The sequence below is a fragment of the Comamonas sp. HJ-2 genome, from assembly GCF_053615495.1.
Genome location: NZ_JBSIFD010000003.1, coordinates 54,908 through 69,189 on the forward strand (window position 1 = coordinate 54,908; position 14,282 = coordinate 69,189).

Below are 14,282 nucleotides of genomic sequence, written 5' to 3' on the forward strand. Positions count from 1 at the left end.
CTCCTTCAATTCGCCCAAGCGATGGGGTTCTCGTTCAAACCCCAGTACATGCTTTTCTGCTCCATGTACTGCTGTATTCCCAGCCGTCCCTTCTCGCGGCCCAGGCCGCTGTCGCGCCAGCCACCGAAGGGCGTGGAGATGGAGAACTGCTTGTAGGTGTTGATCCACACGGTGCCGGCCTGCACCGCGCGGCCTATGCGCCACGCGGCCTTGTAGTCGCGTGTCCAGATGCCGGCGGCCAGCGCGTAGACGCTGTCGTTGGCCTGCTCGAGCAAGGCCTCTTCGTCATCGAAGGGCATGGCCACGAGCACGGGGCCGAAGATCTCCTGCTGGCAGATCTGGTCGTTGTTGCTCACGCCTTCGAGGATGGTCGGGCGGTAGTAGTAGCCGCGCTCATACAGCACGCCCTCGGGGCGGTGACCGCCGGTGCGCAGCTGACCGCCTTCGGACAGGCCCAGCTGCACATAGCTCTCGATGGATTCGCGGTGCTTGGCGGTGATCAGCGGGCCCATCTGGGTGCGTTCGTCGGCCGGATCGCCCACGCGCAAGGCGGCGGCCTTGGCCGTTAGGCGCTCCATGAAGTCGCCATAGAGCTTGCGCGCCACGAACAGGCGCGAGCCCGCTATGCAGGACTCGCCCGAGGAGCTGAAGATGCCGTAGAGCACGCCGTTGACGGCGTGGTCAAGGTCGGCGTCTTCCAGCACCATGGTGGCCGACTTGCCGCCCAGCTCCAGCGAGACGGGCATCATCTTGTCGGCCGCGATGCGGGCGATGTGCTTGCCGGTGGAGGTACCGCCCGTGAAGGACACGCGCTTGACCAGCGGGTGCTTGGTGATGGCGTCGCCGATCACCGAGCCTCGGCCGGGCAGCACGCTGACGATGCCCTTCGGAACACCCGCTTCCTCGCAGATCTTCGCCAGCTCCAGTGCCAGCAGCGGCGTGGCTTCGGCAGGCTTGACGACCACCGCGTTGCCGGCCGCCAGCGCGGGGGCAAGCTTCTGCGCCTCGCTGGCGATGGGCGAGTTCCACGGCGTGATGGCCGCGACCACGCCCATGGGCTCGTAGACGCTCATGGTCATGAAGTCGCCACGCGAGGGCGTGATGGTCTCTTCCATGGTCTCGCAGGCCGCCGCGAAGAACTGGAAGGTGCCGGCGGCGCTGGCCACCAGAGCGCGCGTCTCGCTGATGGGCTTGCCGTTATCGAGGCGCTGCAGCTGGGCCAGAGGCTCGGCGCGTTCGCGGATCAGCTGGGCCACGCGGTGCAACACAGCGGCGCGCTCATGGGGCTTCTTCTGGGCCCAGCCGCTGGTGCGGAAGGCGTGATCGGCCTTCTCTATGGCCTCTTGCACATCGGCCAGGCTGGGGGCGCGCAGACGGCCCACCACCTCGCCGGTCGCGGGGTACAGCGTGGCGGATTCGTCACCGCCGCCCAGGCGCCATTCGCCGGCGATATTGATGGGGAGCAGTTCTAGCTTGGACATGGTGAAACTCCTCACTGAGCCTTGGTGGTGGCCGGGATCTGGTCCAGCTTGTTCACCGGCGGGCCCGAGAACGTGGTCTTGAAGCTGCCGATGGCGCGCATGTCGATCTCGAGCAGGAAGGGCCCCTTCTTGCCCCAGGCGCCTTCGAGCACAGCGGGCAGCTCGTCGAGATGGCTCACGCGGGCATGGGGCAGCTTGATGGACGCGCACAGCTGGGCGTAGTCGGGCGTGTGCAGCTCCACATAGCAGCGGCGGCCGCCGTAAGAGGCGTCCTGGATGTTCTGGATCACGCCATAGCGCTGGTCGTTCATCAGCACGATCATGGTGTCGCACTCTTCCTGCACCAGAGTGGCGAGCTCGCCCAGGTTCAGGATGAAGCCGCCGTCGCCGGCCAGGCCCAGGGTCTTGCGGCCCGAGCCGCTTTCGGCCGCGCCGATGGCTGCACCGATGGCCATGGGCATGCCCATGCCGATGCCGCCGCCCGTGGCGTGCACGCCGGCGTTGGACTCGAAGAAGCGCAGTTCGCGGTTGCCCCAGGTGCTGTTGGAGACGGTCACGTCGCGCACCCAGTTGAAGTTGCGGCCCACGGCCTGCTGCAGCTGCTGCACCAGGGCGCTGTAGGGGCCCAGGCCGTCGCGCATGGTGGCCACGACTTCATCGTGCACCTGGCGCAGGTCGGCCAGCAGCTCGGGGTCGGCCCGGTAGCCGCGCGCTTCCAGGCGGTCGGCCAGGCCGTTCAGGGCCAGGGCCGAGTCGCCGCAGACAAAACCGTCATCCATATAGCAGCGGCCCTGCTGAGCGGCGTCCACGTCGATGCGCAACAGCGGGCGCGGCAGCTTGAGTTCGTACTTCAGCGTCTCGTTGCTGCGCAGGCGCGTGCCCACGGCCAGCATGGCGTCGCAGCGCTGGTAGAAGGCTTCGACGGGCTTCTGGATGTTGTAGGCGCCCAGAGATGCAGGGTCATCCTCGGCCACAATGCCGCGGCCCTGGCCGGTGCTCACGATACCGAAGCCCAGGGCCTTCAGGCGCTGCACCGCAGCGCCGGCATGGCGGGCGCCGCCGCCCAGCCACAGCAGCGGGCGCCTGGCCTTGGCCAGCTGCTCGGCCAGTGCATCGAGCGCTGCCTCGCTGGGTGCCAGCACAGCCACCGGCAGCGGCGACAGGTCGGCGGGCATGTCTATCAGCGCCTGCTGGATGTCGATGGGGATCTCCACACTGACCGGGCCCGTGGGGGCGGTCATCGCGGTCTGTACCGCAGCCTTGAGCGTGGACAGGCAGGTCTCGGCGCTCAGCACGCGGAAAGCGGCCTTGGAGACGGACTTCAGCATGGTCAGCTGATCCGGCGCCTCGTGGATGTACGACAGCTTCTTGTCCAGGTACTGGGTCTCGATCTGGCCCGTGATGTGCAAGAGCGGCGTGCCGGCCGTATAGGCTTCCACCAGGCTGCCGGCGATATTGCCCGAAGCCGGGCCGGTGCTGGTGATGCACACGCCCAGGCTGGAGGTGGAACGCGCGCAGGCGTCGGCCATATTGCCCGCGCCGGCCTCGCCGCGTGCCATCACAAAGCGCAGCTTGCCGCGTGCAAACATCGCGTCGAGGATGGGCATGTTGTGAATGGAGATCACCCCGAAGGCGGCCTTCACGTCGCAGTGCTCGAGGAATTCGGCAATGACGGCGCCGACGGTGATTTGGGTTGCGTTAGGCATGGCGGGAAAGGCCTCCGGAAACATCGATATGGCTGCCGGTCGTGTATGACGACAACGGCGTGGCGAGATAGAAAATGGCGCGGGCGGCTTCAGCGGGTGATCCCAGGCGGCCCAGCGGAATGGACTTCTGGCAAGCCAGCTCGGCGCTCCACTGCTCCCAGGTCTGGCTGCGGTCCTCGCGGGCATCGAAGCGGCGGCGCCACTGGCCGGACTCGATGAGACCGACCAGGATGCCGTTGACGCGCACGCCCCTGGGCGCGAACTCGGTGGCCATGGAGCGCACCAGGTTCTTGAGGCCGGCGCGCGCCGCCGAGGTCGCGACCATGTGCGGCTCCGGCTGGGAAGCCAGCAGCGAGTTCACACAGACGATGGCCGAGCCTTCGCCGCGCTCAAGCTGCGGTAGAAAGGCGCGCGTGGGATGCAGCACCGAGAAGAACTTCAGGTGCAGCTCCTCGGTCCAGGCTTCGTCGCTGGTGTTCTCGAAGGTGGAGACACGGCCCTGACCGGCGTTGTTGACGAGGATGGAAGCCGGGCCCAGAGCCGCTTCGCTGGCGCGGGCGAACTGCTGCACCTGCTCGGCATCGAGCACGTCGCAAGCCTGGGCGAACAGGCGCGCGCCGGCCTCGGGATGGCGCTCCAGCAGTTGCTTGACGGCCTGCTCCAGGCGCTCGGGATTGCGGCCGCACAGGGCCACGCGTGCGCCCTGGGCCAGCAGCAGCTCCACCGTGGCCAGGCCTATGCCCGAAGAGCCGCCGGTGACGACGGCCGTCGCGTCGAGTGTGAAATCATGCATGGCCGCCTCCTGCGCGCCTTGAAGTGATGGACAGAACCTGCGCGCTGGAATGCGGCCGGTAGTTGAGCAGCTCCGACAGTTCGGTGGCCGCCGCACAGACACGCGGCACCAGCTCCGTCTGGCGCTCGAGGTCGATCTGGGCCGAGGCCAGGGTTACCCCAAGGGCTGCGATGACTCGGCCGCTGTGATCGCGCACGGGCGCCGCGATGGTGGAGATCGAGCTTTCGTAGAAGCCCGCACCGGCTACATGGCCACGCTCGCGATCGGACTGAACCAGGTCGAAGAGCTCGATCACGGTCCTGGGCGTATTGGGCGAATGGCCTTCCAGTTGCTCTTCGGGATAGAGGTCGCGCAGCTCCGGCAGCGACAGGTCGGCCAGCAGGATGCGACCCAGCAGCGTGGCATGGGCGGGCAGCCGCGTGCCCACGCGCACCGAGCTGGTCAGCGGTGTCGGCGGCGTGACCTTGGCCACATAGACGATGTAGCGGCCGTCTCGCACCACGATGTTGCAGGGGAATCGGATTGCCTCGCACAGCCGCGCGATCACGGGCTGGCCCAGCTCGGTCAGGTCCATGGAGGACAGGAACTCGAAGCCCAGACGCAGCACGGACAGGCCCAGCCGGTAATCGTTGCCGCCCTCGGCGCGCTGCAGAAAACCCATGCTCTCCAGCGTGTTGAGCATGCGGAACACCGTGGCGCGCGGCAGTTGCAGGCGGCGCGCCAGCTCGGGAGCGCCCAGCGTGGCATTGCCGCGGCCGAACTCCTGCAGCAGGCGCAGGCCGCGCTCCAGCGCGGGCACCATGTACTTGTCGGAGCCGCCGTCGGCGGAGACGTTGTCGTTGTCGCTCATGGGGTGCTCAGTTCATGACGAAGCCGCCGTTGACGGGCAGCACCTGGCCCGTCACGAAGCGCGCGCCGTCCGACAGCAGATAGGACACGGCACCCGAGACGTCCTCGGGGCCCTGCTCGCGCTGCAGCGCGCGCTGGTCGATGTAGAGGCGGTGGCGATGCTCGGGCACGTACTCGGTGGCCTCGACCAGCACCAGACCCGGAGCCACGGCATTGATGGTGATGGCATCCACGCCCAGCTCGCGCGCCATGGAGCGCGTCATGGCCATCACGGCGCCCTTGCTGGCCACATAGGCCATCAGGTTGGGAGCGCCCCACATGGCAGTGTCGGAGGCCAGGTTGACGATGGCGCCGCGCCCGCTGTCCTTGAGCGCCGCACGGCAGGCACGGGTCATCAGCCAGACACCACGCACATTGACGTTCATCACCTGATCCCACTTTTCCAGGGCGATGTCGTCCATGCCCTTGCCGCCGGAGTCCGTCACGGCCGCGTTGTTGACCAGACCGTCGAGGCCGCCGAGGGTCTGCACGGCCTGCTGTGCGCACTGTTCTATGGAGGCCGGGTTGCTCGCATCAAAGGCGATGCCATGAGCCTCGAAACCCATGGCGCGCAGCCTGGCTACGGCTTCGCTCAGCAATTCGGCACGCAGATCGGCCAAGACGAGCTGTGCCCCCTGTTGGCACAGCGTCTGAGCAAAAGCAAAACCCAGGCCGCGGGCAGCGCCGGTCACAAGGATCCGGCGCCCAGCGAGCTGACCGGTGGAAGGCATGGTGTTGAGGGTCATCTTAAACCTTGTTTGTTTCAAATATGAAATGACACTTTTTTCTTGAAACAAGACTGCAGTTTAGTGAGCTTCTTTTGAGTCAATACCCGGAAAAACCCGTAGTCAGCACACCACAGCGACATACGGGCGTAAAAAAACCGCGACAAGCGCGGTTGAAAGGAAAACGGGGCAACAGAAGGTATCCAGTCTGCAGTTGTCGGCAGGCTGGATCGAAGTCATCAATATCAATAGCTTATAGCGAACATCAATGAATAATTTCAGGCTTAAAACACCTTAAAACTCATATTTATCAATCGCTTACAGCTATCAAAAGATTAGCAAACAGCCTGCTTCTTCACGGGCGTCAGGCGCAGAAAATCCAGCACCACGCGTTGCGCGTAGCGGCTTGCCACGGTGCGCACGAAATCCGAAAAATCCACATGGGCGCTGTCGTCCGCCCGGTCCGAGATGGTGCGCATTGCGGTAAACGGCGTGCCGTAATCCAGGCAGGTCTGGGCCACGGCAGCGCCCTCCATCTCCACGGCCAGCACGGCATGGCCGGCGGCCTCCAGATCGGCTCTGAGCTGTGCGCTGGCCTGGCGCGAGCTGACAAACTGATCGCCGCTGGCAATCAGGCCCTCATGGACGCGGGCCGAAGCATACGAGGCCACGATGCCCGAGCGCAGCGCCGAGTCGGCGGCCTGCACCAGTCGATCCGTCGCCGCCTCGTCGCAGGCCAGGGTGCTGCAGCCGTAGCCGGGCAACTGCCAGCGCGGAAAGATCGGCGAGGCATCCATGTCATGCTGTAAAAAACTCCGCGCGATCACCACATCGCCCACGTTCACGTCCGCGCCGATGCCGCCGGCCACTCCGGTGAACAGAATGCCGCGCACGCCAAAGCGCTCGATCAGCGCGGCGGTGGTGGTGGCGGCAGCCACCTTGCCTATGCCCGACAGCGCACACACCACCTCATGCCCGTGCAGCCGGCCCAGCCAGAAGTCGCGCCCGGCATGGCGCAGGCACTGCATGTCCTGCATGGCGTCGACCAGGCCGTGTTGTTCTTCGGCAAGAGCGCTGAGAATGGCAAGCGTCATGGATGGGGATACTCCGAACATGGGCCTCTAGGCCCTGGTGAAAGCACAAAAGAAAGCACAAAAGCGGCACTGGGCCGCTTTTGTGGGAAGCGCAAGAGGCGCGATTAGAGCATGACGGTTTACTGCGCCACGATATTGTGGCTCTTGACCACGGGCGCCCACAGTGCAGTCTCCTTGCGGATCAGCTCGCCAAAGGCATCGCCCTTGACCACCCAGGGGGTCATGCCCTGGGCCTTGAGCTGGTTCTGCGCGGCCTGGGTCTTCATGACCTTGTCGATGTCCTCGGCCAGCTGCTTGACCACTTCGGGCGGTGTGTTCTTCGGAGCCAGCACGCCATACCAGGACGAAACGGCAATACCCGGAACACCGGCCTCGGCCAGTGTCGGCACATTGGGCAGGAAGCTCGAGCGCGTGGCATCGGTCACGGCCAGGGCGCGCAGCTTGCCCGACTGCACATGGGGCAGCACGGTGGGCATGTTGGCGATCAGCATGGGGATGGTACCGCCCAGGGCATCGTTCAGGCCCTGCCCCGAGCCCTTGTAGGCCACGTGCATGATGTCGGCACCCGACTTGTCCTTGAACAACTCGCCAGCCAGGTGCAGGCTGGAGCCCACGCCGGGCGAGGCGTAGCTGATGGAGTTGGGCTTGGACTTGGACAGTGCCACCAGCTCCTGGATGGTCTTGGCCGGTACCTGGGGATTGACGACGATGACATTGGCCGCACGCCCCATGGAGGCCACGGGCACGAAGTCGCCGAACACGTTGTAGGGCAGCTTGGGCATCAGCGTGGGATTGATGGTCAGATTGCCCTGAGGCACGACCAGCAGCGTATGGCCATCGGGCTTGGCGCGCTTGACCATGTCGATGCCGATATTGCCGTTGGCACCGGGGCGGTTGTCGACGATGGAGGCCTGCTTGTACTCCTCAGTCAGGCCCGTGGCCAGGATGCGGGACAGGATGTCCACCGCTCCGCCGGCGGGGAACGGCGCAATGATGGTGAACTGACCGCTGGACAGTTGTTCGGCGGCAGTCGCCGCATGGGCGACGGGCAGGGCCAGGACGCTGGCCAGCGCCAGGCAGGATTTGAGAAAGTCGGAGCGTTGCATGAGGGTTCCAGAGGGTGGAGGTGTCAAGCCGGCCGATGTTCGATGCGCACCCTGTTTGACGATACGCAAGGAAAAATTCGCACAGGCGTGACACCATGCTGAAGTGGGAAGGTCTGCTTACAGGCTTGCAACAACAAGCAAGAGGGGTGCCAGAGCCAACGGTGTGCATGACGCCAATGGCCTGACGCCGGATCAGATGGCCAGCGGCGCCACGTTGTTGAGCACGGCGCGCACCACGCTGTACACGGTCAGCGCCGAGGTCTTGGGATTGGCCGCCAGAGGCTTGCCGCGCATGGTCAGTTCCATGGCGCCGAAAGCACCCCGCGCCTCGACCTGGTGCACGTTCTCCTGAACGCCAGGATCGGCAAACAAACGCACCATGGTCTTGTCCAGCCCCAGTCCGGCCAGCGACAAGGTGGCCGCCACATTCGCATTCTTGGGATAGAGCTGTGCGGCCTCGCGCGCCGAGCCCTCGAAAATGCAGAAGGCCTCGGTCAGGCCGTCCAGATCGCAGACCTGCTCGGCCGGGGTGCCGCTCCATGCCTTGGGCGGCTTGCGGCCCGTATAGAGCACCGTCTCCAGGCCGCCGACACGCGCCGCAGCCAGGGCATCAATGCCGCCGATGGCGCCCGACAACAGCTGGGCCTGCGTCTTGCCGGTCTCGGCCGCAGTCTGTACGCGATCGGCCATGCCCGGTGCGCTCAAGGCGCCTATGGATGCGATGACCGCAGGAATACCACGCGCAAGCGCCGGCAGCACATGCTCCTCGATGGCTGCATGACCCGCGCATTCCACGAGAAGATCCGGCACCGCATCGCCGGGCAGGGCCTGCAGCAGCTGCGCCTGTGGCGCCAGGCGGGCAGCCGTCTCGCGCACGGCTGGCGTGATCTCGGGAACCAGTACCCAGCCCACCTGCAACCGGGTATCTCCGCTCAAAAGCTCCAGCACACTGGAGCCAATCGCGCCGCAGCCAATCAAAGCAATATTTTTCATCTCTAGCCTCCTGAAAAATGCGCTGGCCCGGCGTGATCGGGGTCAGCGCAAATGGTCCGGGTGCTGCTGGCGCAAATGAGCGGACAGAGTCTCTGCCGCCTGCTGCACCTTCTGCACCCAGAGCTGGGTTTTTTCGGGCCCCAGCTCGGTAAACGGAATGGCCATGGCCAACCCCGCAACCACCCGCCCGTCTGCGGCGCGCACCGGCGCTGCAATACTCGAAACGCCAGGCTCGTAAAAGCCCTCGCCCATGGCATAGCCACGCTCGCGATCCTCGGCCAGCAGGCGCAGCAGCTCGTCGATATTGCGCGGCGTGCTCTCGGAGAACTGGGGCAGTTCCTCGCCACCAAACACCGAGCGCAGCTGCGCGCCGTCCATGTCATGCAACAGGGCTCGTCCCAGCACCGTCGCATGCGCCGGCAGACGCGAACCCACGCGCACAGCGCCCTGGAATGCTCCGGACGGAGTGACGCGTGCCACATAGACCACGGAAGTGCCGTCGCGCAATGCAAGATTGCTGGTCATGCCCAGCTCATCGCACAAGGCCTGCAGCACAGGCTCGGCCAGTTGCGCCAGCGGCTGGGTGGACAGGTAGTCATAGCCCAGGCGCAGCACGGCCAGACCGAGCCGGTATTCGGTGCCGCTGCGCTGCAGATACCCCGAGTTTTCAAGCGTGGTCAACATGCGAAACACCGTGGAGCGCGGCAGCTCGAGGCTGCGCGCCAGCTCGGGTGCGCTCCAGACCGGTTGCGCCGGGCCAAAGCAGGCCAGCAGGCGCAGTCCTCGGTCCAGAGCGGGCACGGTGTAACGGTCTTGTTCGTTGGTTGAAATCTCGGAGGTTTCGCTCATAGCAATCAGCTGGTATTGGGGCAATAGCTTTGGTTCAACAAAGATGCCAGCCTATGCGCGACCTCCATTGGTTGTTCCACGGGTGAAGCATGACCGGCAGCCGCAAGCGTACCGTAGTGCGCGCCCAGCAGTTCGGACCAGGACTTGCAAGCTGCAGGTGTAGTCACCACATCGTGCTCGCCGACCCAAACCTCGACCGGCATGCCAAGTCTGCCCCGTGCCTGTGCCAGATCGCTGCCGCAAAGCAGCTCGACCGCCTGCGCATAGCCCTGCGGCTGCATGCGCGCCGTATTCCAGCGCACCCATGCACGCACGGATTCAGGAGCCTCGGAGGACACCAGGCGCTGATCGATGACGGCCGCCAGACCGGCGACGCCCTTCTCGGCCAGAGCCGCCAGGCGGCCCTCGCGTACCTTGGCCTGCTGCTCGGCCTTGGCTGGGGCGCCGTAGCCGCCCGCCGGGCTGATGAGCACCAGTTGCTCGACCAGCCCGGGGGCCGCCGTGACTGCCAGCCTGGCCGCCATCAGGGCGCCCAGGGAATGGCCGACCAGGATGCAGCGCCGCACACCGAGCACCAGCAGTGACTGGGCCAGCACCTGCGCATAGTCGGCATCGGCAGGCGCCGATTGGGCCAGCGGCGTCGACACGCCATAGCCAGGTGCATCCCAGGCCAGAACGCGCGCCTTGTCACCCAGCTGCAGCGCCACATCCAGCCAGGATGCAGCCCCGGAGCTGATGCCATGCAGCAGCACCACCGCAAAATCGGAGCTGGCGTCGCCAGCCTCGCGCCAGGCGACCTGGGCCTTCTGCGGAAGCTTCACCAGCCGCTCGGGAAAACCGGTCTGCAGCAGCTGTTGTTTCAGCGACAGCAAATCCTCGTGCATGACAAAGCTCAGCGCTTGATCTTGGCCAGAGGGTGCTCGGGCGGATAGGTCGGGGTGACAGGCTTTTTGGCGCCCAGCATCACGCACATCAGCGCATCTTCATCACCGACATTGATCTCTTCGCGGTACACGCCGGGCGGCACCGAAACCACATCGCGATCGGTCAGGATGGTCTCGAAACGCTCGCCGTCCTTTTCCAGCACCAGCTTGAGCTTGCCGCGCATCACGAAGAACACTTCTTCCACATCGGTGTGCAGATGCGAAGGGCCTTCATGGCCGGCGGGAATCACCATGGTGGAGAAGGTGAAGTTTTCCGACGGAATGGTGTTGCTGTCGGAGGCCACGCCCGTGCCGCCCGTGCCGATGTAACGCATCTGGCCGCGGCGGTATTTGGGATCAAAGTCGGCCTGGAACTTCAGGGCATCGAAGTCGTACTTGCGCGTGGCAAAGCGCGCAATGCGTGTGCTCATCCAGTCTTCAAAGCTGGAGCCTTCGGGGCGATCCCAAGTACGGGCGCTGTTGTCTTGTGCGATCTCGCTCATATGTCTCTCCTGAAACCGTTGGTGAACACAAAAAGCGACCTGCTTTTTGTTTTACTAATAAAACCAGGTTCATTTAGCGAAACAATTATAAGAAGACTTGCCCGATATCAACAAGCACATTTCCTTGTTGCTGCGGTGGAGACAGGTATCGGTGTGGCGTTTTGCCCCGCCCACACAGGCACGGGCCTGAAAACGGGCATAAAAAAAGGAGCGCCAAGCGCTCCTGTGAACTCGCCTTGAAGGACAAGATGAAAAACTCTCAGGCGTCGCGCAGCTCCCTGCGCAGGATCTTGCCCACGGGAGTCTTTGGCAGATCGGTGCGAAAGACGATGTGGCGCGGACGCTTGTAGCCAGTCAGATTGGCATGGCAGTAGTCGCGGATGGCCTGCTCCGTCAATGCCGGGTCTTTTTTGACGACGACGAGCTTGATGGCCTCGCCGGACTTTTCGTCGGGTACGCCGACCACCGCGCACTCCAGCACGCCGGGGCAGTTGGAGACCACGTCCTCGACCTCGTTGGGGTAGACATTGAAGCCGCTGACGATGACCATGTCTTTCTTGCGATCCACGATCTTCACAAAGCCGCGCTCGTCCATGGTGCCGATGTCGCCGGTGAGGAAGTAGCCATCGGCCGTCATGACCTTGGCGGTCTCGTCGGGGCGCTGCCAGTAACCGGCCATGACCTGAGGGCCCAGCACGGCGACTTCACCGGGCAGACCCGGCTCGCTCACGTCCTGGCCGTCGCTGCCGACCAGCTTCACATAGGTGCTGGGCAGGGGCACGCCTATGGTGCCCGAGTAAGCCGTGGCCGTGACCGGGTTGCAGGTCACCGAGGGGCTGGTCTCCGAGAGGCCGTAACCCTCACAGATGGGGCAGCCGGTCTTCTTGAGCCACAGCTCGGCCACGGCACTCTGCACGGCCATGCCGCCGCCCACCGAGACCTTGAGATGGCTCCAATCCACGGTGCCGAAGTCGGGGTGGTTGGCCAGTCCGTTGAACAAGGTGTTGACGGCCGGAAAGCTGTGAAAACGATGTCTGGACAGCTCCTTGAGCGTGGCCTTGAGATCGCGCGGATTGGGGATCAGCACGGTCTTGCCGCCGGTACGCATGGCCAGCATCATGTTCACCGTGAACGCGAAGATGTGATAGAGCGGCAGCGCGCAGATGCTGGTGGGCTGTTCGCCGGCCGGCACCTTCTTCATGGCGGGCTCGTTCCAGGCTTCGGACTGCAGCACGTTGGCGATGATGTTCCTGTGCAGCAGCACAGCCCCCTTGCTCACTCCCGTGGTGCCGCCCGTGTATTGCAGCAGAGCCATGTCGTCTGCCTTGAGCACCGGTGCGTTCAAGGACGCACCACGCCCCTTGGCCAGTGCATCCTTGAAGCGCACGGCACCGGGCAGGCTGAAGGGCGGCACCAGCTTCTTGACGGAGCGCACCACGTAATTGACCAGCATGCCCTTCAAAAGCCCCAACTCGTCGCCCATGGCACAGAGCACGATGTGCTGCACGGCGCTGCCATGCATGCCGTCCTGCAGGGTCTTGGCGAAGTTCTCGATGATGACGATGGCCTTGGCACCCGAATCCTTGAGCTGATGCTCGAGCTCGCGTGCCGTGTAGAGCGGGTTGACGTTGACCAGCACATAGCCGGCACGCAGCACCCCGGCCACGGCCACCGGGTACTGGGGAATATTGGGCATCATCAGCGCCACGCGGTCGCCGCGCTGCAGCCCCAGGCTTTGCAGATAGGCGGCAAAGAGCTTGCTCTGCGCATCGACCTGGGCGAAGGTCAGCTCCTTGCCCATGAAGGAATAGGCCACCTTGTCGGCATGCTTGGCAAATGCCTCTTCCATCAAGGCCACCAGCGATGGATACTGGGACGCATCGATGTCCGCAGGAACTCCCTCTGGATATGCATTCAGCCAAGGACGGTCACTCATTCTTCTGTCTCCGTGTCTTATCGTCTGATCCGGCCATTGTGATAAAAAGCACGGTCGTTCGATACTGTAGTAACCCTAGGAAACAAGCCGGGTCACCTTGGTAACAGAAGTCAAAACCCATGAAAAAAGCCCGCAGGCACCAGGCCGCGGGCTTTGAGTGTTTTCAGCCTCCAGCGCTTACTGGTAAAGCGCTGACAGCTATCAAACCTGAGTTTACTTGACCAGCTGGGCCAGATCGCCGGCAGCGTACTTCTTGGCCATTTGCTCCAGGCTGTAACCCTTGATCTTGGCGCCCTGGCCTTCGCAGCCGAACTCGATGTAGCGGGCCTTGCAGACTTGCTTGGCCGCTTCGCGGGCAGGCTTGAGCCATTCGCGGGCGTCGAACTTGTCGGGGTTCTCGGCCAGGAACTTGCGCACGGCGCCGGTCATCGCCAGACGGATGTCGGTGTCGATATTGATCTTGCGCACGCCGTACTTGATGGCTTCCTGGATCTCTTCCACGGGCACGCCGTAGGTTTCCTTCATCTTGCCGCCGTACTGGTTGATGATGGCCAGCAGTTCCTGGGGCACGGAGGAGGAACCATGCATCACCAGATGGGTGTTGGGAATGCGGGCGTGAATTTCCTTGACGCGCGAGATCGCCAGGATGTCGCCTGTGGGCTTGCGGCTGAACTTGTAGGCGCCGTGGCTGGTGCCGATGGCGATCGCCAGTGCGTCCAGCTGGGTGGCCTTGACGAACACGGCGGCTTCTTCGGGGTCGGTCAGCATCTGGCTGTGGTCCAGCTTGCCCTCGGCACCGATGCCGTCTTCTTCGCCGGCTTCGCCGGTTTCCAGGTTGCCCAGGCAGCCCAGCTCGCCTTCCACGGTGGCGCCGATCTGGTGGGCCATGGCCACCACCTTCTGGGTCACGTCCACGTTGTAGTCGAAGGACGAAGGGGTCTTGCCGTCGCTCATCAGCGAGCCGTCCATCATCACCGAGCCGAAGCCCAGGTTCAGCGCGCCCTGGCAGACTTCAGGCGTGGTGCCGTGGTCCTGGTGCATCACCAGGGGGATGTGGGGATACATCTCGGCAGCCGCCTGGATCAGGTGCTTGATGAAGGGCTCACCGGCGTACTTGCGGGCACCGGCGCTGGCCTGCAGGATCACGGGCGCGCCGACTTCGTCAGCCGCCGACATCACGGCCTGGACCTGCTCCAGGTTGTTCACGTTGAAGGCGGGGATGCCATAGCCGTTTTCAGCAGCATGGTCCAGCATTTCGCGCATCGAGATCAAAGGCATGGTGGGT

The 14,282-nt window shown here is 64.4% G+C and carries 13 protein-coding genes; all 13 read right to left on the reverse strand.

The features are described 5' to 3' along the window. Positions 1-5: 5 nt before the first annotated feature. Positions 6-1,481, reverse strand: coding sequence for an aldehyde dehydrogenase (locus ACWGXF_RS03710; RefSeq protein ID WP_256629098.1), 1,476 nt, complete (start codon positions 1,479-1,481; stop codon positions 6-8). An 11-nt stretch (positions 1,482-1,492) separates the two neighbouring features. After that, the gene (locus ACWGXF_RS03715; RefSeq protein ID WP_039050379.1) at positions 1,493-3,187 is read right to left on the reverse strand and encodes a thiamine pyrophosphate-binding protein; all 1,695 of its coding nucleotides are present in this window, start codon (positions 3,185-3,187) and stop codon (positions 1,493-1,495) included. After that, positions 3,180-3,980, reverse strand: a complete 801-nt coding sequence (locus ACWGXF_RS03720; RefSeq protein WP_039050299.1) for an SDR family oxidoreductase — start codon at positions 3,978-3,980, stop codon at positions 3,180-3,182. The genes ACWGXF_RS03715 and ACWGXF_RS03720 overlap by 8 nt, the downstream gene beginning before the upstream one ends. Next, entirely contained in the window at positions 3,973-4,830 is an 858-nt protein-coding gene (locus ACWGXF_RS03725) for an IclR family transcriptional regulator (RefSeq protein WP_012840239.1), read from the reverse strand. Before ACWGXF_RS03725 ends, ACWGXF_RS03720 begins: the two co-directional genes overlap by 8 nt. A 7-nt stretch (positions 4,831-4,837) precedes the next feature. Then, complete coding sequence (locus tag ACWGXF_RS03730) at positions 4,838-5,614, reverse strand: SDR family oxidoreductase (protein WP_039050300.1); 777 nt, start codon at positions 5,612-5,614, stop codon at positions 4,838-4,840. A gap of 314 nt (positions 5,615-5,928) precedes the next feature. Next, the gene (locus tag ACWGXF_RS03735; RefSeq protein ID WP_054074331.1) at positions 5,929-6,687 is read right to left on the reverse strand and encodes a 5'-methylthioadenosine/adenosylhomocysteine nucleosidase; all 759 of its coding nucleotides are present in this window, start codon (positions 6,685-6,687) and stop codon (positions 5,929-5,931) included. A 119-nt stretch (positions 6,688-6,806) separates the two neighbouring features. Next, a complete protein-coding gene (locus ACWGXF_RS03740) occupies positions 6,807-7,793 on the reverse strand; it encodes a Bug family tripartite tricarboxylate transporter substrate binding protein (RefSeq protein WP_012840242.1) in 987 nt (328 codons plus the stop codon). A 192-nt stretch (positions 7,794-7,985) separates the two neighbouring features. Then, positions 7,986-8,786, reverse strand: coding sequence for an aspartate dehydrogenase (locus tag ACWGXF_RS03745; RefSeq protein WP_256629102.1), 801 nt, complete (start codon positions 8,784-8,786; stop codon positions 7,986-7,988). A gap of 42 nt (positions 8,787-8,828) precedes the next feature. After that, entirely contained in the window at positions 8,829-9,635 is an 807-nt protein-coding gene (locus ACWGXF_RS03750; protein WP_004340321.1) for an IclR family transcriptional regulator, read from the reverse strand. 5 nt (positions 9,636-9,640) lie between these two features. Continuing rightward, on the reverse strand, positions 9,641-10,519 hold the full coding sequence (locus tag ACWGXF_RS03755) for an alpha/beta fold hydrolase (RefSeq protein WP_039050302.1): 879 nt from the start codon (positions 10,517-10,519) through the stop codon (positions 9,641-9,643). Between the two features lie 8 nt (positions 10,520-10,527). Next, positions 10,528-11,061 (reverse strand): cupin domain-containing protein, encoded by a 534-nt coding sequence (locus tag ACWGXF_RS03760; RefSeq protein ID WP_003072476.1) that lies wholly within the window; start codon positions 11,059-11,061, stop codon positions 10,528-10,530. 259 nt (positions 11,062-11,320) lie between these two features. Continuing rightward, positions 11,321-12,997, reverse strand: a complete 1,677-nt coding sequence (locus ACWGXF_RS03765; RefSeq protein WP_012840246.1) for a long-chain-fatty-acid--CoA ligase — start codon at positions 12,995-12,997, stop codon at positions 11,321-11,323. 213 nt (positions 12,998-13,210) lie between these two features. Then, positions 13,211-14,275: a class II fructose-bisphosphate aldolase gene (fba, locus tag ACWGXF_RS03770; RefSeq protein WP_004340312.1), complete on the reverse strand. Its 1,065-nt coding sequence runs from the start codon at positions 14,273-14,275 to the stop codon at positions 13,211-13,213. Between the last annotated feature and the right edge of the window lie 7 nt (positions 14,276-14,282).

Excerpts from the sequence above, each read along its gene's own strand:
- ACWGXF_RS03710 (WP_256629098.1), bottom strand. The coding sequence starts at position 1,481 with ATGTCCAAGCTAGAACTGCTCCCCATCAATATCGCCGGCGAATGGCGC.
- ACWGXF_RS03715 (WP_039050379.1), bottom strand. The coding sequence starts at position 3,187 with ATGCCTAACGCAACCCAAATCACCGTCGGCGCCGTCATTGCCGAATTC.
- ACWGXF_RS03720 (WP_039050299.1), bottom strand. The coding sequence starts at position 3,980 with ATGCATGATTTCACACTCGACGCGACGGCCGTCGTCACCGGCGGCTCT.
- ACWGXF_RS03725 (WP_012840239.1), bottom strand. The coding sequence starts at position 4,830 with ATGAGCGACAACGACAACGTCTCCGCCGACGGCGGCTCCGACAAGTAC.
- ACWGXF_RS03730 (WP_039050300.1), bottom strand. The coding sequence starts at position 5,614 with ATGACCCTCAACACCATGCCTTCCACCGGTCAGCTCGCTGGGCGCCGG.
- ACWGXF_RS03735 (WP_054074331.1), bottom strand. The coding sequence starts at position 6,687 with ATGACGCTTGCCATTCTCAGCGCTCTTGCCGAAGAACAACACGGCCTG.
- ACWGXF_RS03740 (WP_012840242.1), bottom strand. The coding sequence starts at position 7,793 with ATGCAACGCTCCGACTTTCTCAAATCCTGCCTGGCGCTGGCCAGCGTC.
- ACWGXF_RS03745 (WP_256629102.1), bottom strand. The coding sequence starts at position 8,786 with ATGAAAAATATTGCTTTGATTGGCTGCGGCGCGATTGGCTCCAGTGTG.
- ACWGXF_RS03750 (WP_004340321.1), bottom strand. The coding sequence starts at position 9,635 with ATGAGCGAAACCTCCGAGATTTCAACCAACGAACAAGACCGTTACACC.
- ACWGXF_RS03755 (WP_039050302.1), bottom strand. The coding sequence starts at position 10,519 with ATGCACGAGGATTTGCTGTCGCTGAAACAACAGCTGCTGCAGACCGGT.
- ACWGXF_RS03760 (WP_003072476.1), bottom strand. The coding sequence starts at position 11,061 with ATGAGCGAGATCGCACAAGACAACAGCGCCCGTACTTGGGATCGCCCC.
- ACWGXF_RS03765 (WP_012840246.1), bottom strand. The coding sequence starts at position 12,997 with ATGAGTGACCGTCCTTGGCTGAATGCATATCCAGAGGGAGTTCCTGCG.
- fba (WP_004340312.1), bottom strand. The coding sequence starts at position 14,275 with ATGCCTTTGATCTCGATGCGCGAAATGCTGGACCATGCTGCTGAAAAC.